We start from the raw sequence: 22,763 nt of genomic DNA on the forward strand, positions 1-22,763 counted from the left end.
TTGGGGTGCACACTTATGTGTGCGCGGTAGAGGAGCGTTCCGTAAGCCTGCGAAGGTGGCTTGAGAAGGCTGCTGGAGGTATCGGAAGTGCGAATGCTGACATGAGTAACGATAATGCGGGTGAAAAGCCCGCACGCCGAAAGCCCAAGGTTTCCTTGCGCAACGTTAATCGACGCAGGGTTAGTCGGTCCCTAAGGCGAGGGCGAAAGCCGTAGTCGATGGGAAGCAGGTTAATATTCCTGCACCTCGCGTGAGTGCGATGGAGGGACGGAGAAGGTTAGGTGTACCGGGCGTTGGTTGTCCCGGGGAAAGGCGGTAGGTGTGGAACTTTGGCAAATCCGGGTTCCTTTAACACCGAGCACCGAGACGAGCTCTTTAGAGCGAAGTCACTGATACCACGCTTCCAGGAAAAGCTCCTAAGCTTCAGCTCACGAAGACCGTACCGTAAACCGACACAGGTGGGTAGGATGAGAATTCTCAGGCGCTTGAGAGAACTCGGGTGAAGGAACTAGGCAACATGGCACCGTAACTTCGGGAGAAGGTGCGCCCTTTTTGGTGGCTGCATGCGCAGCTGAGCTGAAGAGGGCCTCAGAAACCAGGCCGCTGCGACTGTTTATCAAAAACACAGCACTCTGCAAACACGAAAGTGGACGTATAGGGTGTGACGCCTGCCCGGTGCTGGAAGGTTAATTGATGGGGTCAGCCGCAAGGCGAAGCTCTTGATCGAAGCCCCAGTAAACGGCGGCCGTAACTATAACGGTCCTAAGGTAGCGAAATTCCTTGTCGGGTAAGTTCCGACCTGCACGAATGGCGTAACGACAGCGGCGCTGTCTCCACCCGAGACTCAGTGAAATTGAAATCGCTGTGAAGATGCAGCGTTCCCGTGGCAAGACGGAAAGACCCCGTGAACCTTTACTATAGCTTTACATTGAACGTTGAGTTCGTCTGTGTAGGATAGGTGGGAGGCTATGAAACCATGGCGCTAGCTGTGGTGGAGCCAACCTTGAAATACCACCCTGATGTGCTTGACGTTCTAACCTAGGCCCGTAATCCGGGTCGGGGACCATGTATGGTGGGTAGTTTGACTGGGGCGGTCTCCTCCCAAAGAGTAACGGAGGAGCTCGAAGGTACGCTCAGCGCGGTCGGACATCGCGCACTGTGTGCAAAGGCATAAGCGTGCTTGACTGCAAGAGCGACGGCTCAAGCAGGTACGAAAGTAGGACTTAGTGATCCGGTGGTTCTGTATGGAAGGGCCATCGCTCAACGGATAAAAGGTACTCCGGGGATAACAGGCTGATACCGCCCAAGAGTTCATATCGACGGCGGTGTTTGGCACCTCGATGTCGGCTCATCACATCCTGGGGCTGTAGTCGGTCCCAAGGGTATGGCTGTTCGCCATTTAAAGTGGTACGCGAGCTGGGTTCAGAACGTCGTGAGACAGTTCGGTCCCTATCTGCCATGGGCGTTGGAAGTTTGAGAGGGGCTGCTCCTAGTACGAGAGGACCGGAGTGGACGAACCTCTGGTGTTCCGGTTGTCACGCCAGTGGCATTGCCGGGTAGCTATGTTCGGAAGCGATAACCGCTGAAAGCATCTAAGCGGGAAGCGCGCCTCAAGATGAGACTTCCCGGGGCACAAGCCCCCTGAAGGAACCATGTAGACTACGTGGTTGATAGGTCAGGTGTGTAAGCGCTGCAAGGCGTTGAGCTAACTGATACTAATGATCCGTGCGGCTTGACCATATAACCTCAAGTGGCCTTGGACTCGACGGCAGCGTCGATGAGAATCCAATGCCCGCTACGTCACAAGACCCTATGTGAGACAGGCGCCTCATCCCTTCGGATGGCGACGCTCCAACCGTCTCCCTGGTGAAATTAGCGCTGTGGTCCCACCCGTTCCCATCCCGAACACGGAAGTGAAACGCAGCTGCGCCGATGGTAGTGTGGCTTAAGCCATGCAAGAGTAGGTCATCGCCAGGGGCTTTACCCCAAAACCCCCAGCCTATTGGCTGGGGGTTTTTTCTTGTCCGCTGATCGCCAACAATCGGACTTTCCTAACAGAAAGGGGATCCGGGGAATGAAGCGAAGTGTTCTGGCCATCGCCCTAGGCATGTCGTTGACCGCGCACGCATGGGCGGCAGGCAAAGAGGTCACGCCGGCCAAGGTGCGGCAGGCGCACGATTCGGCGCTGGTGCTGGATACGCACCTGGATACGCCGGCGAATTTTTCGCGTCCGGGTTGGAGCATCCGCGATCGCCATGATCATGACGGTGACCAATCGCAGGTGGATCTGCCCCGAATGAAGGAAGGTGGCCTGGACGGCGGATTCTGGGTGATCTACACCGAGCAGGGTTCACGCGACGAGGCCGGTAATCGCGCCGCTCGCGACCACGGTCTGACCCGACTGGTTGAGATTCGTGAAATGATCGCCGCCAATGCGGCCGATTTCGAACTGGTCTCGACCGCCGCCGACGCCGAACGCATCGCCGCCACGGGCAAGCGCGTTTCTTTCATCAGCATGGAAAACGCCTCGCCGCTCGCCAGCGATCCGAGCCTGCTGGAGCTCTACCACAAGCTCGGCCTGCGGATGCTGGGGATCACCCATGTCAAGAACAACGACTTTGGCGATTCATCCACCGATGCCGCGGGTCCGCAATGGAATGGCCTGAGCCCCAAGGGCAAGGCGCTGGTGGTTGAGGCCAACCGCCTGGGCCTGATCCTGGACGCATCGCATGCAAGCGACCAGGTCTTCGATCAGTTGCTGGAGCTTTCCAAGGCGCCGATCGTGCTGTCGCACACCAGTGCCGACGCGATGTTCGATCATCCGCGCAACATCGATGATGCGCGCATCCGCAAGCTCGCGGCCAAGGGGGGCGTGATTCACGTCAACGCGTATGGCGGCTATCTGATATCGATTCCCAAGCATCCGCAGCGCGAAGCCGCGCTTGAAGCGCTTTCGCAAAAGTATGGCGAGGAAAGCGGGCGAGACGAGGCGAAGGTCCAGGCCTATCTGAAGGAGCGCGCGGAGATCGACCAGCGATTCCCCGTGCCACAGGCCACGTTCGAGGATTACATGCGGCACCTGCTGCATATCCTGAAGGTGGCGGGTCCGCAGCACGTCGGGATCGGCGCGGACTGGGACGGCGGTGGCGGTGTGGCCGGCATGGAGGACGTCGCGGCGTTGCCGAAGATCACCGAACGCCTGCTCAAGGAAGGCTATAGCGAGGCCGACATACACGCGATCTGGGGAGGCAACCTGCTTCGCGTGCTTCGTGCGGTCGAGGCGGTAGCCGAGCCTATGCGGCGGTAGCCCGAGCAACTCCCTTCCATCGAAAGCTAACCACGCGAACAGGCTTCGCAAGGGACGTGGGCGCGCAGTAGCGCGCCCACGGAAGTGTTGCTGGTCGAAGCAAACACGGACCCGCCTTGAGGCAGGTCATCGAGCGCGACGAGATGCCGCCGCGGGCGCGGCGTCGTGCTTTTTCCAAAGTGGCCGTCACGCGGCCGTCCGTGCCATCCGCACATTCTTCAATGCCTCAGTATCCGCGGCACGACAGGCGAGTGCAGGTCGTGCGAATTCCATCGGCTTGGCGGAACAATGAGCGCCAATGGATCGTCTATCCGTCAAACAGCATTGTCGGCAGGCCGCTCCGCGCTATCGGGGCCTTTCTCAATAGAACCGCTGGGGATGCCGATTCAAGCGCGATGACTCGTCATTGAACGCGAAGCATCACCTCCGACTGCCTTTTCGGAAATGTCCGATTCCTGCGGTGAGTCACATTGGGTGAAAGTGTAGTCCGCGACACGGAAGTCGCGGTCGAAACTTCGGCAGCCATTTCCTGGACGCTCTCTTTCCTGGCCACGGGAACCACGACCTGAGCCTGCCTCATGCGCAGCTACCGTGCCCTCTGCGAAATCTCTCCGACAGACCCATGCATATTGCGCATCCCGCCGCCGATACCGTGGCGCCCGCCCGGACCGGGCGGGCGGCGGGCGGTCGTGGGGCGGCGATGGCGGTGCGGAAGCGTTGTTGCGCAAGACTGTCACGCCGTGTCCTGCATGCGGGTGCGGTTGCGCTGATCGTCTCAATTCCGTTTTTGCTGGGCCTGGGCTGGCACCACATCCAGTGGATGATGGCCGGGCAGCAGGAGGCCGACCACGGGCGCATCGCGATGTCGAAGCTCGAGGCGATGCTGGACCAGGTTCATTCCACCGTGGATGCGAGCCTGCCGCTTGCCGCCGGCGACTGCGTGGAGGTGGTGGATGCGCTGCGGCTGAAAGCGGCGACCTTGCCACAGGCGCGATCGCTGGTCCTGGCCCGCGATGGAATGGCCTATTGCAGCACCCTGTATGGCGAAATCGCCGTGCCGATCGAGGCGATGGGGCTTTCCGATGATGCCGTGACGCTGGTCGCCGGGAACGAGGTCGCGCCGGATCGCCCCTTGCTGCTGTATCGCCTGTCGCGAGGACCTCATGATGCGATCGCCGTGCTGGATGCGTTGCACGTCCGCCAATCATTGCAGGAAGGCCGCGAATCGGCCTGGGTGGTAGGTGCGAAGCGGCTGGAGCGCGCTGGCGGGATTCGTCTGCTGTCGCCGGATGCCAATGCGGAATCCCGTCTGGTCACGTCGCCACGCCATCCGGTGGCGATCGCCGCGGATGCCGGCGACGAGCAGGCGAAGCATTCCCGGGGCCCATCCTCCGCAGCGTGGCTGCTGATGGCGCTGGCCGGAATGCCAATGGGCTATCTGTTCCATCGCTGGACGATTCGCCACCGGGCCTTGGAGCGGGAATTCCAGCGAGCGGTCCGGGATGGCGAGTTCGTTCCTTTCTATCAACCGATCGTGCGCTGCGCGGATCGGAACTGGGCGGGTGTGGAAGTGCTGGCACGCTGGGAGCATCCCGGGCGCGGCCTGCTGGCTCCGGACCGCTTCATGCCGCAGCTGGAGCATTCCGATTTCCTCCTGCCGATGACCGCGGGACTGATGTCTCGTGCGGCCCGGGAACTGGCCGGCATGTTGTCGCTGCTGCCGGCAGGATTCCATGTCGCTTTCAACATCACCCCCGCGCATCTGTCCGCGCGTTGGCTGCCCGAACACTGCCGGCGCTTCCTTGCCGCGTTTCCACCCGGGCGGATCGCGCTGGTCCTGGAACTGACCGAGCGTGAGGGTGTCGTTCCGGACGCCGATGTGCTGGCCGTCCTCGACGAAGTCAGGCGACTGGGCGTGCGCATCGCGCTGGACGACTTCGGCGTCGGCCATTCCAATCTCAGTCACCTGCAGGAGCTCCATGCCGACCGGCTGAAAATCGACCGGGGCTTTGTTACCCGATTGCCGGATCCGGACGGCATCACGCCGATACTGCGGACCATCCTGGATCTGGCCGAACGCCTGGACCTGGACGTGGTGGCGGAAGGGGTGGAAATCCCCGCCCAGGCGGATGCCCTGGCCCGCCACGGCGTGGCCTTCCTGCAGGGGTACCTGTTTGCCCGGCCGCTGCCGGCACCATCGCTGCCAGGCACGCTGGCAAGTCGTCCGCCTTGGTTCGGCGACGCTCGGGGAATGTTGCAACCTATTGATATGAGAGGAAAAATGACCAAGCAAATCGCTGGTGGCCGGAAGCCCGCTCATGGTTCCGTTTCCCTTACGGAAGCTGAATGATTTCCGCCCATCGTTCCACTGCCGGAATGATGGGGAACTCTTTTACCGGTTAGCAGTCGAACAACCCGACTGCTAAGATGAGCCCCATGAGCCAGAACACTGCTGCCACCGCCCTGGTGGCGAACAACCTCCCCATCCCCAGCGCGCTCGGTTCGCTCGAGGCCTATATCGGCGCCGTGCACCAGATTCCGGTGCTCACGGTCGATGACGAGCAGGCGCTGGCGCGTCGCTTCCGCGACGGTGAAGATCTGGACGCCGCCCGCGAGCTGGTGCATTCGCACCTGCGTTTCGTCGTGCATGTCGCCCGCGGTTACAACGGCTATGGCCTGCCGCTGGGTGACCTGATCCAGGAAGGCAACATCGGCCTGATGAAGGCGGTGAAGCGCTTCGACCCGGACATGGGCGTGCGCCTGGTGAGCTTCGCGGTGCACTGGATCCGCGCCGAAATGCACGAGTTCATCCTCAAGAACTGGCGCATCGTGAAGGTGGCGACCACCAAGGCGCAGCGCAAGCTGTTCTTCAACCTGCGCAAGTCCAAGACCCGCCTGGGCTGGATGAACGCGGAGGAAGTCAGCGCGGTCGCCAAGGATCTCAACGTGTCCGAGCGCGAAGTGCTCGAAATGGAATCGCGCCTGTCCGGTCGCGACATCGGTTTCGATGCGCCTGGCGACGAGGACGATGATCATGCGCCGCCGTCGCCGGTGAGCTACCTGATGGCGGGCGACGAGGATCCGTCGCAGGCCTACGAGCGTGCCGACAGCGAGGACAACCAGCTGGAACTGCTGCGTGAAGGCCTGGCGGGCCTGGACCAGCGTTCGCGCGACATCATCAAGCGCCGCTGGCTGGATGCCGACAGCAAGATCACCCTGCAGGAACTGGCGGACGAATATGGCGTATCCGCCGAGCGCATCCGGCAAATCGAGGCCAATGCGCTGAAGAAGATGAAGGCGCTGTTCGCCGCCTGACTTCGGCGCGCTTCGACGAAACAAGCAACGGCCCCGGAAACGGGGCCGTTTTGTTTTGTTTGTCCACGCTGCGTCTCCATCGATGAGTGAAGGACGCGGTATTCCGCGCAAGAACCGGATGGTGACGCGACGTTGCCTGGAGGATGCTGCACCTCCGCCCCCTGGACCTTCCGTCATGGCCTACCGAATCACTGGGCTCTCTCCCGACCTGTTCACCCATCTGTGGGCACTGGACGACGCGGCGCTGGCCGCGCAGTCGATACGGCGCGTGGTCGCCGACAAGGATCGGGGTTTTCCCTGCCGGGTTTCGCTGGACGATGCGCGGAGCGGCGAGACTCTCCTGCTGCTGCCGTTCCAGCACCATGGGGCGGCGGGTCCGTACCGGGCGAGCGGTCCGATATTCGTACGCCAGCAAGCGACCCGGGCGGCGGTATTCGAGGATCGGATTCCCGAGGCGTTCCTGCGCCGCCTGCTATCGGTCCGCGCCTACGATGCGGATGGCTGGATGCAGGCGGCCGAAGTCGTGGAAGGTACGCAACTGGAACCGCTGATCGCGTCCTTTTTCCAGCGCGAAGACGTGGCGTACCTGCACGTGCACAACGCGCGTCCCGGCTGTTTCGCCGCGCGCGCGGATCGTCACTGATCCGAAGATGTCTTGTCCGGCGCGCCGAAGATGATGCGTGCGCCGCGCTGGTAGCTCCAGTAGGCCCAGGCCCAGTTCAGCAGCACGACCAGCCGATTGCGGAATCCGATCAGGAAGAATACGTGGGCGGCCAGCCAGAACCACCAGGCCAGCAGGCCGGACAGCTTGAGTCGGCCGAAATGGACCACCGCCGCCATGCGGCCGATGGTGGCGAGGTTGCCGAAGTCCCGGTAGCGGAAAGCGCTGGTGGGCTTGCCAGCCATTCGTGCGCGGATCATCGCCGCGATGTGGCGCCCCATCTGCTTGGCGGCGGGCGCGACGCCGGGGACGGGCCGACCCTGGCTCTGCACCACGGCCAGATCACCACCGACGAAGATGTCGGGATACCCGGGAACACTGAGATCGGGCTGCACGATCACGCGCCCGGCACGATCCAGCGGGACATGCAGGGATTGCGCGAGTGGGGAAGCCGCGACACCCGCCGCCCAGACCACCGTCCTGGCGGGCACGAAGGCATCGCCGAGCTGGTAACCCGCCTCGCTGATGGCGGTGACCGGAACGCCGGTGCTGACTTCCACCCCCAGCTTTTCCAACTGGCGACGCGCGCGCGCGGACAGATCTTCGGGGAAGGAGGCCAGGACACGCGGACCGGCTTCGATCAGGCGCACGCGCGCCTCACCCGGGTCGATGTTGCGGAATTCGTTCTTCAGCGTATGCCGCGCGATCTCCGCGAGCGTGCCGGCCAGTTCCACGCCGGTGGGACCGCCGCCGACGATCGCGAAATTCAGCCAGGCGGCGCGGCGCGCCGGATCCGGCTCGGCCTCGGCCCGTTCGAATGCCACCAGCAGGTGACGCCGCAGGTATAGCGCATCGTCCAGCGTCTTCAGGCCGGGAGCGTGCTTGGCCCACTCGTCGTGGCCGAAGTAGGCATGGGTGGCGCCGGTGGCCAGCAGCAGGTAGTCATAGCCCAGGGAGCCGGCATCACCCAGTTGCAGCCGGCGTGACTGCGGGTCCACCCGGGTGACCTCGGCCAGTCGCACTTCCACGTTGGCCTGGCGGCGCAGGATGTGGCGCAACGGCGCGGCGATGTCGGGCGCGGACAGGCCGGCGGTCGCCACCTGGTAGAGCAGCGGCTGGAAAAGGTGATGGTTGCGGCGATCGATCAGGGTGATCCGCACCGGCGCCTTGGCCAGCGCCCTGGCCGCCCACAAGCCGGCGAAACCCCCGCCGATGATGACGACGTGGGGACGGGAAGCGCTCATCGAAGCCCTCCGCGGGCGTGCGCGGCCCAGGAATGATGCCGGACAGGTGCCGACGGCAACGTCGACGGGAGGAGAGCGACGGTATCCATGCAGGGAATTCTGGCATGGACGCGGGCATACGCAAGACGGAAGCACGCACCCGTGCATGCGCGGGTCATCCCGGTCCAAGTTAGACTTGGCCGCCGGAGCCGACAAATGTGCGACGGTGCAGGGGGAATGATGCAGCCACAGCCGATCACACTGGATGCAGTGTTGGTCATCGAGGACGATCCTGTCGTCCGCCGCCGGATTTCACGGCTGGTGGCCGGGATCGCCGAACCGGACGCGCGGATCGTGGACGTCGATTGCCTGGCGTCCGCGCGGTCGAGCCTGCGGGAACACCCCTTCGCGCTGGCGCTGGTGGACGTGCAGTTGCCGGATGGCAGCGGCATCGACCTCATCGCCTGGATGCAGCAACACGCACCGGGCACGCAGGCGGTCATCGTGTCCGCCTGGGCGGAGGAGGAAATCATCCTCGCGGGCGTGCGGGCGGGTGCGGTCGGGTATCTGCTGAAGGAGCGCGATGACGCCGAGATCCTGATGTCCCTGAAAAGCCTGCGTGAAGGCGGTGCGCCCATCGATCCGATGATCGCTCGCCGCATCCTGGCGTTGCTGCCGGCGGCCATGGCGGCGCCCGCCGCCTCGACCACACGAGAAGCGCGACAGGAAGCTTCCCTCTCCGATCGCGAGCGCGAAATCCTGGGATTGGTGGCGCAGGGGTTCAGCAATCGCGAGATGGCGGATCTGTTGTCGCTGTCCCGTCTCACCATCGAATGCCACACCAAGAACATCTATCGCAAGCTCGCGGTCGGCTCGCGCACGGCGGCGGTCTTCGAAGCCCGGGCGATGGGGCTGCTGCCGTGAGATTGCATGGACGTGTCTGGATGCTTCTGTGGTGCCTGCTGTGGTCCGGATTGGTGGGGGCGCAACCGGTCCAGATGGTGACGATCGATCGCGCCGAGGCGGTGCGTTCCGGTTGGCAGGAATCCGCGCCGCCGGACAGTGGCTGGGAGCCCGTGCAACTGGTCGATTTCTGGGACACGCGCTGGCCGGATCATGATGGCGTCGTCTGGTATCGGTTGCGATGGCAACAGGCGGATACCCGCCAGCCCATCGGCCTGCTGGTGAACTACATCTGCCTGTCAGGCGCGATCTACGTCAACGGCAATCTGGTGGCGCGCGACCCGAGTCTTATAGAGCCGCTTTCACGTGCCTGGGTGGCGCCGTATTACCAACTGATTCCGGCGGCGCTGCTGCGCCAGGGCGAGAACACCCTGATGGTGCGGGTTTCGGGCCTTTCGGCCTACCAGCCCGGATTCGGTACCGTGACAGTGGGCGAACCCGCTGCCGTGCAGGCGTTGTATCGACAGGAACGTTTCGCGCGCCACGACATCAAGTTGATCAACGTCGCCATGAGCGTGGTGATGGGCGGCCTGTTCCTGATGTTGTGGCTGTTCCGTCGCCAGGATTCGGTCTACGGCTGGTTCGCCCTGTCGGAGCTGGCGGGATCGCTGTACGGCGCGAACTACATCGTTTCCAGTCCCTGGCCGTTCACCACGACCGACGGCTGGCAGGCGTTCGTGGCGGCGATGTACCTGGTGACCGGCGCGAGCTACACGATGTTCCTGTTCCGCTACGCGGAGCGGCGGTTTCCGCGCATCGAGACGATGATGGCGCTGGCGAGCGTGGCCGCGGTCGCAACCGCCCTGCTGGCGCCGGGCTGGATGGGACCGGCGCGCACGCCGTGGATCGTGCTGGGAGGCCTGTTCTTCTACCTCGGCATCGGCTACTTCCTGGCGCAGGCGTGGCGGCGGCGGCGGATCGATTTCCTGGTGCTGGCCGCTTGCCTGCTGTTGCCGGTGCTGGTGTCTTTCTATGACTTCGCCCTGTTCTTCGGCTGGGTGCACAGCGACACCTATCTGCTGAGCCTCACCTCGGTGTTGACGCTGATCGGCATCGGTTTCGTCCTGTCCCACCGCTTCGTCGCCGCGATGCGGCGCATCGAAGGATTCAACGAGGAGCTGCAACAGGAAGTGGCGGCGGCGACGTCGCGCCTGTCGGACACGCTGTCGCAGCAGCACGCGCTGGAGCTGGCGCATGGCCGGGCGGGAGAACGCCTGCAACTGGTGCGCGATCTGCACGACGGTTTCGGCGGCACCCTGGTGGGCGCCATCGCCCAACTGGAGAACGCGCCGGAAGACACGACCAAGGCGCAGATCGTGGGCACGCTGAAGGAGATGCGTGACGACCTGCGACTGGTGATCGACAGTACCGCGCGGGAGCAGGCGGCACTGGCGGCGCAGCTGGCGCCGCTGCGGCACCGGTTGGGCCGATTGCTGGAAACCGCCGATATCGACAGCCGGTGGCAACTGGAAGGACTGGACGGCATCGAACTCGGTCCCGCGCGCAGCCTGGACCTGATGCGGCTGTTGCAGGAAGCGCTGACCAACGTGTTCAAGCACAGCCGGGCCCGCCAGGTGAATGTCCGCCTGGCGAGGGCGGATGACCGGTTGCAGTTGCATATCGAGGACGACGGACAGGGCTTGGCGGGCGAGGGCGATGGGTTGGCCCCCGGTGCCGGGCTGGGCAGCATGCGGGCGCGCGCCCAGCGCCTCGGCGGGCAGCTCCGCATCGAATCGAACACCGGGGGTACCCGACTGCGGCTGGAGTTTCCACTGCTGGCCTGAGCCAGGCCTGCATGCGTCGACAGGGGACTACCTGATTCCGGGGATGTCCGATGCGGACGGCGAAGGGCACGCTCTTGCGCGCCCGGGAAGACGAGACGTCTTCCGGGGGAAACCGTCCGTCACGCTGGAGCGCCCCCATGGATTCCGTCCACACTGTCCGCCGCCGATTCCCGACGGTTTCCGTTCTCGTACCCGGGGTCTGCGGCGTACTTCTGGCTGCGGCCCTGGTGCTGCCGATGCCCACAGCGTTCGCGCAAGCGACCGGCGGAACCGGAACCGAGCCCTGCACCCAGAATCCCGGCAGCCAGGACATTGCATGCGGCACGGGGAGTTCCGCGAGCAATGCTGGCCAGCCCGGTCCTAATCAGCCTGGCTGGACCAGCTCGGCCGGTGGTGCCGGTGGCACCGGCAACACGGCCATCGGCAACGGCGCCCAGTCGGGCAACGGCGGCACGGGCGCCAACGGCACGGCGGGCGGCAACGGTGGCGTGGGTGGAACCGGGGGATCACGCAACATCGCGATCGGCCAGAACAGCCAGGCCGGGTTGGGCGGCGGCGGCGGCGAGGGTGTCGCGGGGGGCACAGGGGGCATGGGTGGGAGCGGCGGCAATGACAACATCGCGCTGGGCAACAACAGCGTGGCCGGATCGGGAGGGAATGGCGCTGACATGTGCTGCGGCTTCCCTGGGGCAACCGGGACAGCGGGAACGAATGGCAACACCGCACTCGGGAATGGCGCCAGCGCCACGGGTGGCAATTCGGTGGCACTGGGTGCCGGCAGCAACGATGGCGGCGAGGCGAACGTCGTCTCGGTGGGATCCGCATCATCCCAGCGCCGCGTGACCCATGTCGCGGCGGGCACCGCCGCGAACGACGCGGTCAATGTTGCGCAGATGAACAGTGGCAACGCCGCGACACTGGCCTCGGCCAATGGCTATGCCGACGCGCGGGAAGCCGCTGTCCGCAGTGACATGGCGGCGGGCAACGCCGCCTCCCAGGCTTACGCCGACAACGCGACCGCGAACGCGTTGACGGCCGCCAACAGCCATGCCGACGCGGGCGATGCGCAGACGTTGAGCGCGGCGATGAGCCATGCCGACGCGGGCGATGCGCAGACGTTGAGCGCGGCGATGAGCCATGCCGACGCGGGCGATGCGCAGACGTTGAGCGCGGCGATGAGCCATGCCGATGCGGGCGATGCGCAGACGTTGAGCGCGGCGATGAGTCACGCCGATGCGGGTGACGTACAGACGTTGAACGCGGCGAGGAATCACGCCGATGCGGGCGATGCGCAGACCTTGAACACGGCGAGGAGTCATGCCGACGCGGGTGACGCGCGGACATTGGATGCCGCCCGCGACCACGCCGATGCCGGCGATGCGGCGACGCTTGCCTCCGCGAATGCGTATACCGATGCCCGCTTCTCCGAACTCACCGGACTGGCTGACGATTTCGAGGCTTTCCGCGGCGACGTGGATCGTCGCATCAACCAGATGGATCGCCGGATCGACAAGATGGCCGCGATGAGCGGAGCCTATGCCGGCATGGCCATGAACACCGCCGGTCTCGCGGGCAGGAACCGGGTCGGCGTGGGCGTCGGTTCGCAAGGCGGGGAACAGGCAATGGCGATCGGCTACCAGCGCGTGGTCGGAAACCGCGCCAGCGTTTCGATTGGCGCGGCGTTCGGCGGCGGCGAGAAGAGCGTATCGGCCGGCGCGGGATTCAGCTGGTAGCAAATCGGAACGGGATGCACGGGCGGGCACTCCACATTTCGGCTGGAGAACACCCGGCGGGCATGGCCGCCAGGAGGAGATATCCCGGGAAACAACGCGCGGACAGGTTCGTGATGACGCGGCCCTGGCGCAGGCCGGGAACGGGCGCGGCGCGCCTGCCGATCGCGGGTGTCGGCGGCATTGGCCGCCGGCAGGAAAAATTCCCGTTCTTTCCTCCATGCAATGCGCCATGCCGAAGAACTTCGCTACCATGCACGCGGCCTCTTTGCCGGGTCGTGATGGAGGGGCGATGGGAGACGACCTCACCCGCCTGCTGCAGGGCTGGCGTGCCGGCGACGCGATGGCGCGGGATCGCCTGTTGTCCGACGTCTACGACACCCTGCGCGAAATGGCTCGGATGCGCTGGCATCGGCATGGCGCAAGCCACACCCTGCAGCCGACCGCCGTGGTCAACGAAGCGATGCTGCGCCTGCTCGGCAACGAGATCGACTGGCAGGACAGGGCGCATTTCTTCGCGATGGCGGCACTGAAGATGCGCGCGGTGATGGTCGATCACGCGCGCGTGCAACTGGCCGAGAAACGTGGCGGTGAAGTCGCGGTGCTCACGCTGTCGCACGCCGAATCGGTCGCCGGCAACGAGGCGTTCGACGTGCTGGCGCTGGATCTGGCGCTGCAGCGGCTGGCCCGTCGGGATCCACGGGCGGCCCAGGGCCTGGAAATGGCCTATTTCGGTGGCATGGAACGTGACGAAATCGCCTGTGTGCTGGGGGTCTCTCCCTCTACCATCGACCGCGACCTGAAAGTGGCCAAGGCCTGGCTGCGCAAGGAGCTGGCCTGACCGGCCATGCGGCCCCACGGGGGAGACGATGGAATCCGTGCACTGGGAGTCGTTGCGGCACCTGTTCGAATCCGTCTGCGATCTGCCGCCCTCCCGATGGCGGGAGGAGCTGGAACGCGTCAGCGATGATCCGGCCCTGATCGAAGAGGCGATGGCGATGCTGCGGGCGCGCACCGCCAGCTTCGAGCGCGCGCTGGAGCCTTTGCGTGATCTGCTGAGCGCCTCGCCGGAACCCGAACTGAGTGTCGGCGATCGCATCGGCCCCTGGCGCCTGATGCGCCGGCTGGCCAGCGGCGGCATGGGCACGGTGTTCGTGGCCGAGCGCGACGACGAATCGTTCCGGCAGTGCGTGGCGATCAAACTGCTGCGCAGCGCGCTCGCCGACCCCGCCCTGGTGCAGCGACTCATCGCGGAGCGGCAGATCCTGGCCGAACTCCGGCATGCCAACATCGCGCGCCTGTACGACGGCGGCACCACTCCGGCCGGGCAGCCCTATCTGGTGATGGAGTACGTCGACGGCGTCGCCCTGGACGCGTATTGCCACGCGCACGGGCTGGATCTGGACGCACGCATCACGTTGTTCCTGAAGGTCTGCGACGCGGTGCAGGCGGCGCACCGGCAACTGGTGATCCACTGCGATCTCAAGCCCAGCAATGTGCTGGTTCGCGCGGATGGCGAGCCGGTGCTGCTGGATTTCGGCATTGCCCGCTGGATGGGTGCCGCCGGCGGTGACGATGCGGCGGGCTTCTGCACGCCGGCCTATGCCAGTCCGGAGCTGCGCAGCGGCGGCGCACCCGTGAATACGGCCAGCGATGTGTTCAGCCTCGGCGTACTGCTGGCGGAACTGCTGTCGGGCCAGCGCATCGAGCGTGGTCTCCATGACGCGTTCCAGCCCGTCGCCAAGCCCAGTGAAGCCGCAGCGCCGGATTGCGCCTGGCGGCGTCGCCTGCGAGGCGATCTCGACGCCATCGTGATGCGTGCCTGCGCGATCGATCCGGCGCGGCGATATCCCTCGGTGGAAGCGCTCGCCGGCGATCTCCTGCGTCATCGCGGCCACCAGCCGGTCAGCGCGCGCGCCGCGACGTTTCCCTATCGCCTGCGTTGCTGGGGGCGGCGCCACTGGCGCGCGGTCGCGCTGGCCGGTGCCGCGTCGGTGGCCGCGCTGCTGTTCGTCGCCCGCCTGGAAATGGAGCGTGATCGCGCGGAACGCGAGGCGGCCACGGCGGAACAGGTCAGCGACTTCCTGGTGGATACCTTCAATGCCGCGGACCCGCGCATGCGGGGCGCGAAGGGCACCGAAGAACCCACCGCGCGCAATGTGCTCGATGTGGGCGTGGCCAAGGTGGACGCCGAACTGGCGCAGAGTCCCGCGGTGCTGGCGCGCATGCGCCTGGTCCTGGGCCGCGCCTATGCCAATCTGGGCGAGCGCGAGCGCGCCGAAGCCATGCTCCGGCAGGCCGGCGAAGCCCTGCGGCAGCCTTCGCTCGGCCGCCCCGATCTGGCGGCGCAGGCCTACAGCCATCTGTCCACGCTGATGAGCAACCAGATGCGTGCCGATGACGCGCTGGTGGCCGCCGAGCAGGCACTGTCTCTGCGCATGGCGCACGATCGCACGCCGGCGGCACTCGCCGATTCCTACAACGTGCTGGGCTTGGCGAAAAAGACCGCGGTGGATTTTCCCGGTGCCCGGGCCGCCTACGCGCAGGCGTTGAAACTGCATCTGCAGGTGTACGGCCCGGACGCGCTGGAAACCGCCGGGCTGCTGCACAACATGGCATTGCTGTACCGCACGGAAGGGGATGCCGAAGCGGCCGAATCCCACTATCGGCGCGCGCTGGCGATCAAGGTGCGGCAGGCCCCGCGCAGCGTGACCCTGCACAACAGCCGGCAAGGGTTGGCGATGGTGCTCGGGTCACGGGGACGCTTCACCGAAGCGGCGGGGTTGTTGCGCGAGAACGTGGCGCTGGCCGAGGCGCTGATCGGCCGTGAGAGCGAGCGTGCCGCCGATACCGAAATGAAACTGGCGATGGTGCTGCAGCAATCCGGAGATTACATCGGCGCCGGCAAGCACTATCGCGAAGCCTTGGGCATCACCGAACGGGTCCTCGGCCGGGACAGCATCGACTATGCGGTGGTGGCCAGCCAGTTGGCGACGCTGGAGGAGCAGCGCGGTGATCTGGCGGCCGCCGAACCGCTGTACCGCGTCGCGACCGAGATACGGCGCGCGCGCCGGCCTCCCGGGGACCGCACCCGGGTCCGCAACGAGGTCTATTGGGCACGCGTGCTCGCGCGGATGGGACGGATGCCGGAGGCCAGCGCGCTGATGGAACGCGCGCTGCCCGCCTGGCAGGGATTCTTCGTTGCAGACAGTGATTCGCCGGAGCGGATCAACACGCGGCTGGTCCAGGCCGAATGGCTGCTGCGAAAGGGCCTGTGGGACGAGGCGCGGGCATCGTTGCCGGATGTGCCGGCCGACAATCCCGCCGCGGCGCTGGAGCGGCAGTCGCTGCTGGCCGAGATCGCCAGCCGGCGCGGTGCTCCGGAGGCCGTTGCGGAATGGAAACGCGCGGTGGCGATGTCCACCGGCTTCACCGGCGCGGACAGCGTGGTGACCGCGCAGTTGCGCGTGCCGTATGCGGAGGCGTTGCTCGCCGCCGGCGACAGCGCCAACGCGCGACGCGAGTTGGCCAGCGCCGAGGCGCCATTGCGGCGACAGCTCAGTCCGCACGCCCAGGAACTGCAACGGATGGAGGCGGCGCGGGCGCGATTGTGACGTACCCGCATCCGCGGTGGCTCCGGGCCGTTGTCAAAAAAGCGGGCGGCGCGATGAAGGCATGCGCCGCCCACACGCCGATCAGAGATCGACGCCGAAGCCGATGCCGGCCGATTTCTCGCTGCCGCTGAAAGCACCGCCCAACGAGAACGATGCGCGCTGGCCGATGCGGCGGCCATAGCCGATCGACAGCGCCTGTTCGCCACCCTGGAAGCCGGCGCCGACGGCGACACGGCCCCGCGGACTCTGCGACCCGGCGGCATTGATCGCCATGTTGAGCATGGCGGACCCCATCGCGCCCTGGCGATCGATGCGTCGATCCTGATGTTGCAGGCGACGGTCGATGTTGTCGAAGCGGTCGCTGATCGTGCCCGCATCAAGGCCCACCAATTGCGCGATCTGGCTGTCGGTGTAGGCATTGGCCGCCGACAGTGTTTCGGCGTCGCCGGCTTCCATGTCGTCGCGGATGGCGGCTTCGCGGTTGTCGGTATAGGCATTGGCCGCGGTGCCGCCGGTGGCGACCGCGGTGTCGGTGTAGGCGTTGGCCGTCGCCAGGGTGGCCTGCAACTGCGACAGGTTGACCGCATCGGTGGCACCGGTGCCGGCGGCGACGTTGACGATGCGTCGTTCGCTGCCGACGCTGCCGATCGATACCGTGTTGGCCTGGTCCGCGATGGAGCCGGCGCCCAGTGCAACGGCGTTGTCGCCTTGCGTGGTGACCATGCTGTGTGCGCCCAGCGCGGTGCCGTTGGTGGCATGGATTGCCGACGCTGCGCCGAAGGCGCTGGTCGATTCGGCGTTTGCCTTCGCGCCCGCGCCGAACGCGCTGCTGTCCAGCGCGGCGGCTTCGGTGGATTCATCCGCCTGGCGGATGCCGTCGCCATTGACATCCCGCCATCCGCCCACGGCGGTGCCGTTCTCGCCGCCTGCATCGCTGTTCTCGCCAATCGCGACGGCGCTGCGGCCCGTGGCGGATGCGTCGTGGCCCAGGGCCGCGCTGCCAGCCCCGCCGGCCCGGCTGGAATGACCCACGGCGGTGCTGTCGGCACCATCGGCGTGGCTATGTCCGCCCAGTGCCGTGCTGTCTTCGCCGGACGATTCGGCATAGAGACCCATGGCCGTGCTGCCGCTGCCGGAGGACAGGCTGGAATAGCCCACCGCGATGCTGTAGTCGCCGGTCGCCACGCCCATCACGCCGATGCCGGCTTCGCCCGAGGCGCTGCCGGCGATGGCGATGCTGGCCCAGCCGGACGCGTTGGCGTTGCCGCCCAGCGCGGTGGCGAAATCGCTGGTCGCCTGCGCGGCCGCGCCCACGGCGGTCGTCCGCTGCGCGCTGGCGATGGTGATTTCGTCCAACCCCACCAGGCCATCGTTGTTGAGATCGCGCCAACTGCCCATCGCGGTGCTGCCGTTGCCGGTGGCCAGCGCGCTGGTGCCCAGCGCGGTGCTCTCGAACGTGGCCACGCTGCTGGCGCCGAGCGCGACGCCGCCCGCGGAAGCGCTGGCGTTGGTACCGCAGGCCAGCGAATTGCTGCCCAATGCGTCGGCGCCCGCGCCGTCCTCGCCGGCGGTGGCCAAATCGCAGACGTCGCCGGCCCAGGCCGGGGCGGCGATCAGGAAGGACAGGGTCAACGCCAGGCAGTGAAGGCGCGGGCGGGCGGGTGAAGCGGAACAAACAGATTGCCGGGTGTGCATGAACGCATCTCCATGGAGGGTGGGAAAACCGCGCGCCCGGGGCTTTCCGGGCGTGTCTGGTTCCCAAACCGCGTTCCATGGCGGGCGAGCGTCATTTTTTTTTTGCGAGGCCGGCGACCGGCACCCGTTAACTGGCCCGCCCGCGCCTCGTTGGGCAGATGGCGGCGGTGTGCGGAAAGACTGTTTTAAGGCCGGATGCCCGGCGCCGCGCTTGTCGGCTCAGTAGAGGTCCAGCGGATCCACGTCCAGCGACCAGCGCACCCGGCGTGCTTCAGGCAGCGCGTGCAACAGCGGAATGACGGCGTCGAGCAGGCGATGCAGCAGGCGTCGCTCGGGGGAGGACAGCACCAGTTGCATGCGGTGATAGCCGGCGCGTCGCGGCATCGGCGCCGGCAAGGGTCCGTGCAGTTCCAGCTTCGGATCGTGTTCGCGCAGCAGTTGCCGCGCGGCCAGCAGGAATGCCTGCGCCGCGTCGACCTGCTGGGCTTCCGCGCGCAACAGCGCGAGATGGGCGAAAGGAGGAAAGCCGGCGGCTTCGCGCTGCACCAGCTCGGCATCGGCGAAGGCGTGGTAGCCGCCCTGGATGAGCGTGTTGAGCAGCGGGTGATCCGGATGGTGGGTCTGCAACCAGACCTCGCCGGGCTTGTCCGCGCGTCCGGCGCGTCCGGCGACCTGGATGAGTTGTTGCGCCAGGCGTTCGCCGGCGCGGAAGTCGGCGGAGAACAGGCCCTCGTCGATGCCCACCACCGCGACCAGGGTCAGGTGCGGCAGGTCGTGGCCCTTGGCGAGGATCTGGGTGCCGACGAGGATGCCGGGCTGGTCGCCGAGCGTGTCCAGGTGCCGCGCCAGCGCGTCGCGGCGCTGGGTGGTGCTGCGATCGATGCGCAGCACCGGCACCTCGGCGAACGCGCCGACCAGGTGTTCCTCCAGCCGTTCGGTGCCGATGCCCTGCGGTTGCAGGGCCAGCCCGCCGCAGTCCGGGCAGGCCAGCGGCACCGGCTGGCGCGCGCCGCAATGGTGGCATTGCAGCCGGCGCCCGCCGGCATGCACCGTCATCGAGGCGTCGCAGCGTTTGCAGTGCGCGCTCCAGCCACAGTCATGGCACAGCAGCACCGGCGCGTAGCCGCGCCGGTTCTTGAATACCAGCACCTGGCCACCGGCTTGCAGGGCCTGGCGGATGGCCTGTTGCAGTTCCAGCGACAGGCCGGCTTCCAGCGCGCGCTTGCGCACGTCCAGCACGCGCACGCGCGGGGGCTGCGCCTCGCCCGCGCGGCGGCGCAGGCGCAGGTGCCGGTAACGGCCGCTGCGGGCGTTGTGCAGGGTTTCCAGCGACGGCGTGGCGCTGCCCAGGATGATCGGCACGTCCAGCGCCTTGGCCCGCACCAGGGCGAAATCGCGGGCGTGGTAGCGGATGCCGTCCTGTTGCTTGTAGCTGCCGTCGTGTTCTTCGTCGACGATGATCAGGCCCGCCTCCGGCAACGGCGTGAATACCGCCGAGCGGGTTCCCACGATCACCCGCGCCTCGCCGCGCGCGCAGGCGCCCCAGGTGCGCGCGCGCTCGTTGTCGTTGAGGCCGGAGTGCAGCACGTGCACCGGCACGCCCAGGCGGGTGCGGAAGCGCGCCAGGGTCTGCGGGGTCAGGCCGATCTCGGGTACCAGCACCAGCGCCTGCCGGCCGCGCGCCAGGCAGGCGGCGATGGCGCCCAGGTAGACCTCGGTCTTGCCGCTGCCGGTGACGCCGTCGAGCAGGAACGGGCAGAAGCCGTTGGCCTCGGCCAGCGCGTCGGCCGCCTGTTGCTGTTCTTCGTTGAGGGTGGGGCCGGGACGGGGTGTGGCTTCGCTGACGCCGGGCGGGGCCGGAATCCGTTCGGCGAGCTCCCGCCCGGCCAGGGTGCGGGCCGCATCGCGCCACTGCTCCATGCGGGCGGCGAGCCGGTCCTCCGGCTGCGGTCCGGTGGACAGCCATTCGGCGAGCTGGCGCGGACGGCTGCCCGCGCGCAGGCGCGGCAGGGCGGTGAGGCCGGCTTCGGTCAATCGCCACTGCCAGGCCTGTTCGGCGGCGGGCACCGGCTCGCCCTGGCGCAGGGGCGCCGGCAGGGCGGTGGCGAACACCTCGCCCAGCGGCGCATGCGTGTAGCGCGCCAGCCAGCGCAGCGAGTCCAGGAGTTCGCCGCGCAGCAGCGGGGTGGCGTCCAGCCATGCGTGGGCCGCCTTCAGTTCTACCGTCTCTTCGGCCGGTCCGGTGTCGGCCACCCAGCCCACCAGTTCGCGGCTGCCGAAGGGCACGCGCACGCGCCGGCCCACGTCCGCGGCCGAAACCGTCGAGCCCGCCGGCGGGCGATAGTCGAACAGTCGGGGCAGCGGAACGGGCAGGGCGACGCGGAGAATTTCGGGCGACGGCATCTCCGCAGTTTAGCGAGCCGGTCAAGCGCTGCGGGTCGGATGGGGTTGCGGGATCAATCTGTCAAAAAAATGACGAAGTTCACGCAAGTGCGTGTGAGTCAAAGAGATTCCGGCTTATCCACACGAGCTGTGGATAAATCTGTGCATGTCGCCATTGCTCCACGCGCCGATGACCCATTTTCGGGCCTCGGCTGGTGTTTGGTGAAAAAAACGCCAACGCAACTTTTTACTTTTGAATCAGCAACTTAATTGTGAAACCAAGTTGAAATGTGACGGTCGCCCACCGTCGGCCGGCGGGTCATGACATTCGCGTGACCGCTGTGCACAACGCAAATCGGCGAAAGCCTTGCGGCGCTTGGGAGAGCAGGATTCCAAGCGGTGTCAAGCGTCCGGAATCACCTTCGTGGCCGCTATGATTCGCGGCGATGAGCCCGCGATTCCATGACTGATCCATCGCCGTCCGCCGTCCCGGCGCCCGCCGCCCTGGCGGCTTTCCTGCGGGGGGTCGAACGCCGCGGCGCGCTGTTCGCGCAGCTCCAGTGCGGCGACGCCGAGCATGGCGATGCCGCCCTCGCCACCGCGATGCGGGCTTTCGCCGCACAGGCGCCGTCCCAGCCCATGGCCGACTGGCCACGCGGTTTCTGGCAGAAGATGATGGCGTCGCCGGCCCTCCATCGCCCGCCCGCGGGCGCGCGCTGGCCAGGCGTGGTCGCCCATCTGGCCACGTTGGCCCCGGAGGATCGCCAGGCGCTGCTGAGCCGGCTGGCGGCCGGCCTGCCGGAAGACGAGGCGGTGGAAGTGCTGGGCGTGGACATGACCCGCTACCGCGCCGCACTGGCGGCGGCGTGTCCCACCGACGCCGCCGGCCAGCCCGACGCCGCCGGCTGGCGCGCGCTGGCCGAGGCGATCCAGCAACAGATGCGGGACCTGCCTCCCGAGCGTCTGGCCCGGTTGGCGCGATTGCGCGAAGCCGCGCTCAGGCCCGAGGCGCCCGTATCCCGGTCTCCGCGACCGGAAACGCAGGTACCGGTGGCACCGGCAACCACCAGGCCCCGGGCCGTCGCTGCGATGCCCGTCCGCGGGCGCTGGCGACGCTGGGCGGTGATCGCGATCGTGCTGGCCTGCGCCGGGGGACTGGCGGTGACCTTCCTTAATCCGCGCGGGCTGTTCGGACGCGGCGGCGACTCGCTGGAAGAGGTCGGCCGCACCGGCCTTGGACTGGCCGAGGAACCGGATATCGAACAGGAGGCGCTGCCGCCCGCCGAAGCCGCCGCGGCAACGGTGGCGGCCGACCAGGTCCTGGCGCTGCATCCGGATCTGGATCTGCTGCTGGATCCGGAAAGCGAAACGCTGTCGAACGACGCGGCCTTCTATGCGTGGTACCTGGCCGGAACCCGCCAGCCACTGCCCGCGGGAAAAGCGGCTGATGGCGCCGTTGAAGCCGGTGCCCAGGAGGAAGGCCGTGACACGACGTTCTGAGCGCCGCGCGACGCTGCTGGCGCTACTGGTGGCGGGCGCGGCCTGGTGCGGCCATGCGCAATCGCCGTCGACGGAAACATGGCTGGCGGAACGGCAGGCGCGCTGGTCCGCGCTCGCACCCGCGCAACGCGCCCAGGCCGCCACGCGTGCGCAGGTCTGGGACGGGCTGGCGCCGATGGAGCGTGAACGCCAGCGGGGGCGCTACCTGGCCTGGCGCGCGCTGGACGAAACGCAGCGCGCGCAACTGCGTGCGGCCGCGCAGGCGTTCGCCGCCCTGCCGGCGGAAGAACAGGCACGCCTGCGTACGCTCTACGACAGCCAGGACACCCTGCAGCAGCGGGGTTGGGCACTGGGGCCGGAACTGGGCGCGGACTGGCCGCGTCTGCAGCCGCTGTTCGCCTACGTGCCGGCGGCCGAGCGCGATGCGCTGCTGGCGTTGCTGCGGCAACTGGACGCGACCCAACGCGACGATCTGGCGGCGCTGGCGCAGCGCATCCCGCCACAGGAGCGCGCCGCGTTCCGGCAAGCCTTGCTGCGGGTGGAGCCGGCGCGTCGAGGCGACTGGCTGCACCGGCGCCGCAATCAGTAA

14 protein-coding genes and 2 rRNA genes (1 of these 16 running past the window's edge) are annotated in these 22,763 nt (G+C 66.9%); 13 read left to right on the forward strand and 3 right to left on the reverse strand.

All coding sequences use genetic code 11. The features are described from left to right. From IB228_RS18540 to IB228_RS18565, 6 genes are all read left to right on the forward strand, one after another. Positions 1-1,740 (forward strand): 23S ribosomal RNA (locus IB228_RS18540); it begins 1,139 nt to the left of the window's first position. 122 nt (positions 1,741-1,862) lie between these two features. Next, a 5S ribosomal RNA gene (rrf, locus tag IB228_RS18545) occupies positions 1,863-1,977 on the forward strand. A gap of 88 nt (positions 1,978-2,065) precedes the next feature. Further along, complete coding sequence (locus tag IB228_RS18550; protein ID WP_192199620.1) at positions 2,066-3,307, forward strand: dipeptidase; 1,242 nt, start codon at positions 2,066-2,068, stop codon at positions 3,305-3,307. Between the two features lie 622 nt (positions 3,308-3,929). After that, on the forward strand, positions 3,930-5,657 hold the full coding sequence (locus tag IB228_RS18555) for an EAL domain-containing protein (RefSeq protein WP_192199487.1): 1,728 nt from the start codon (positions 3,930-3,932) through the stop codon (positions 5,655-5,657). A gap of 86 nt (positions 5,658-5,743) precedes the next feature. Beyond that, positions 5,744-6,622 (forward strand): RNA polymerase sigma factor RpoH, encoded by an 879-nt coding sequence (gene rpoH, locus IB228_RS18560; protein ID WP_183639575.1) that lies wholly within the window; start codon positions 5,744-5,746, stop codon positions 6,620-6,622. 175 nt (positions 6,623-6,797) lie between these two features. Further along, a complete protein-coding gene (locus IB228_RS18565) occupies positions 6,798-7,265 on the forward strand; it encodes a DUF1203 domain-containing protein (RefSeq protein WP_192199488.1) in 468 nt (155 codons plus the stop codon). Here the strand turns inward: IB228_RS18565 and IB228_RS18570 are convergent. Further along, a complete protein-coding gene (locus tag IB228_RS18570; RefSeq protein ID WP_192199489.1) occupies positions 7,259-8,527 on the reverse strand; it encodes an NAD(P)/FAD-dependent oxidoreductase in 1,269 nt (422 codons plus the stop codon). The genes IB228_RS18565 and IB228_RS18570 overlap by 7 nt on opposite strands. A gap of 195 nt (positions 8,528-8,722) precedes the next feature. On the opposite strand from IB228_RS18570, the gene IB228_RS18575 reads away from it, so the two are divergent. The 5 genes from IB228_RS18575 to IB228_RS18595 all read left to right on the forward strand — a co-directional run bounded on the left by IB228_RS18575 (position 8,723) and on the right by IB228_RS18595 (position 16,597). Next, entirely contained in the window at positions 8,723-9,430 is a 708-nt protein-coding gene (locus tag IB228_RS18575) for a response regulator transcription factor (RefSeq protein WP_225562546.1), read from the forward strand. 20 nt (positions 9,431-9,450) lie between these two features. Next, complete coding sequence (locus tag IB228_RS18580; protein WP_192199490.1) at positions 9,451-11,253, forward strand: ATP-binding protein; 1,803 nt, start codon at positions 9,451-9,453, stop codon at positions 11,251-11,253. A 137-nt stretch (positions 11,254-11,390) separates the two neighbouring features. Beyond that, positions 11,391-12,986 carry a YadA-like family protein gene (locus IB228_RS18585; protein WP_192199491.1) on the forward strand — a complete coding sequence of 532 codons (1,596 nt, stop codon included), beginning with the start codon at positions 11,391-11,393 and terminating at the stop codon, positions 12,984-12,986. Positions 12,987-13,275: 289 nt separating this feature from the next. Beyond that, the gene (locus IB228_RS18590) at positions 13,276-13,824 is read left to right on the forward strand and encodes an ECF-type sigma factor (RefSeq protein ID WP_192199492.1); all 549 of its coding nucleotides are present in this window, start codon (positions 13,276-13,278) and stop codon (positions 13,822-13,824) included. Between the two features lie 28 nt (positions 13,825-13,852). Then, on the forward strand, positions 13,853-16,597 hold the full coding sequence (locus tag IB228_RS18595) for a serine/threonine-protein kinase (protein ID WP_192199493.1): 2,745 nt from the start codon (positions 13,853-13,855) through the stop codon (positions 16,595-16,597). An 81-nt stretch (positions 16,598-16,678) separates the two neighbouring features. On the opposite strand, the gene IB228_RS19965 is transcribed toward IB228_RS18595, so the two are convergent. Together IB228_RS19965 and IB228_RS18605 are read right to left on the reverse strand one after the other, a co-directional pair. Further along, the gene (locus tag IB228_RS19965; protein ID WP_192199494.1) at positions 16,679-18,292 is read right to left on the reverse strand and encodes a YadA-like family protein; all 1,614 of its coding nucleotides are present in this window, start codon (positions 18,290-18,292) and stop codon (positions 16,679-16,681) included. 219 nt (positions 18,293-18,511) lie between these two features. Further along, positions 18,512-20,695 carry a primosomal protein N' gene (locus tag IB228_RS18605; protein WP_192199495.1) on the reverse strand — a complete coding sequence of 728 codons (2,184 nt, stop codon included), beginning with the start codon at positions 20,693-20,695 and terminating at the stop codon, positions 18,512-18,514. A 441-nt stretch (positions 20,696-21,136) separates the two neighbouring features. On the opposite strand from IB228_RS18605, the gene IB228_RS18610 reads away from it, so the two are divergent. Together IB228_RS18610 and IB228_RS18615 are read left to right on the forward strand one after the other, a co-directional pair. Continuing rightward, positions 21,137-22,174 (forward strand): hypothetical protein, encoded by a 1,038-nt coding sequence (locus IB228_RS18610; protein ID WP_192199496.1) that lies wholly within the window; start codon positions 21,137-21,139, stop codon positions 22,172-22,174. Beyond that, positions 22,158-22,763 carry a DUF3106 domain-containing protein gene (locus IB228_RS18615; protein ID WP_183639564.1) on the forward strand — a complete coding sequence of 202 codons (606 nt, stop codon included), beginning with the start codon at positions 22,158-22,160 and terminating at the stop codon, positions 22,761-22,763. The genes IB228_RS18610 and IB228_RS18615 overlap by 17 nt, the downstream gene beginning before the upstream one ends.

The sequence above is a fragment of the Pseudoxanthomonas sp. PXM04 genome (assembly GCF_014851695.1).
GTDB classification, from domain to species: Bacteria; Pseudomonadota; Gammaproteobacteria; order Xanthomonadales; family Xanthomonadaceae; genus Pseudoxanthomonas_A; species Pseudoxanthomonas_A beigongshangi.

Bases quoted from the DNA above. Each gene is read 5' to 3' on its own strand.
- IB228_RS18555 (WP_192199487.1), top strand. From the start codon at position 3,930: ATGCATATTGCGCATCCCGCCGCCGATACCGTGGCGCCCGCCCGGACC.
- rpoH (WP_183639575.1), top strand. From the start codon at position 5,744: ATGAGCCAGAACACTGCTGCCACCGCCCTGGTGGCGAACAACCTCCCC.
- IB228_RS18565 (WP_192199488.1), top strand. From the start codon at position 6,798: ATGGCCTACCGAATCACTGGGCTCTCTCCCGACCTGTTCACCCATCTG.
- IB228_RS18570 (WP_192199489.1), bottom strand. From the start codon at position 8,527: ATGAGCGCTTCCCGTCCCCACGTCGTCATCATCGGCGGGGGTTTCGCC.
- IB228_RS18575 (WP_225562546.1), top strand. From the start codon at position 8,723: ATGTGCGACGGTGCAGGGGGAATGATGCAGCCACAGCCGATCACACTG.
- IB228_RS18580 (WP_192199490.1), top strand. From the start codon at position 9,451: ATGCTTCTGTGGTGCCTGCTGTGGTCCGGATTGGTGGGGGCGCAACCG.
- IB228_RS18585 (WP_192199491.1), top strand. From the start codon at position 11,391: ATGGATTCCGTCCACACTGTCCGCCGCCGATTCCCGACGGTTTCCGTT.
- IB228_RS18590 (WP_192199492.1), top strand. From the start codon at position 13,276: ATGGGAGACGACCTCACCCGCCTGCTGCAGGGCTGGCGTGCCGGCGAC.
- IB228_RS18595 (WP_192199493.1), top strand. From the start codon at position 13,853: ATGGAATCCGTGCACTGGGAGTCGTTGCGGCACCTGTTCGAATCCGTC.
- IB228_RS19965 (WP_192199494.1), bottom strand. From the start codon at position 18,292: ATGCACACCCGGCAATCTGTTTGTTCCGCTTCACCCGCCCGCCCGCGC.
- IB228_RS18605 (WP_192199495.1), bottom strand. From the start codon at position 20,695: ATGCCGTCGCCCGAAATTCTCCGCGTCGCCCTGCCCGTTCCGCTGCCC.
- IB228_RS18610 (WP_192199496.1), top strand. From the start codon at position 21,137: ATGACTGATCCATCGCCGTCCGCCGTCCCGGCGCCCGCCGCCCTGGCG.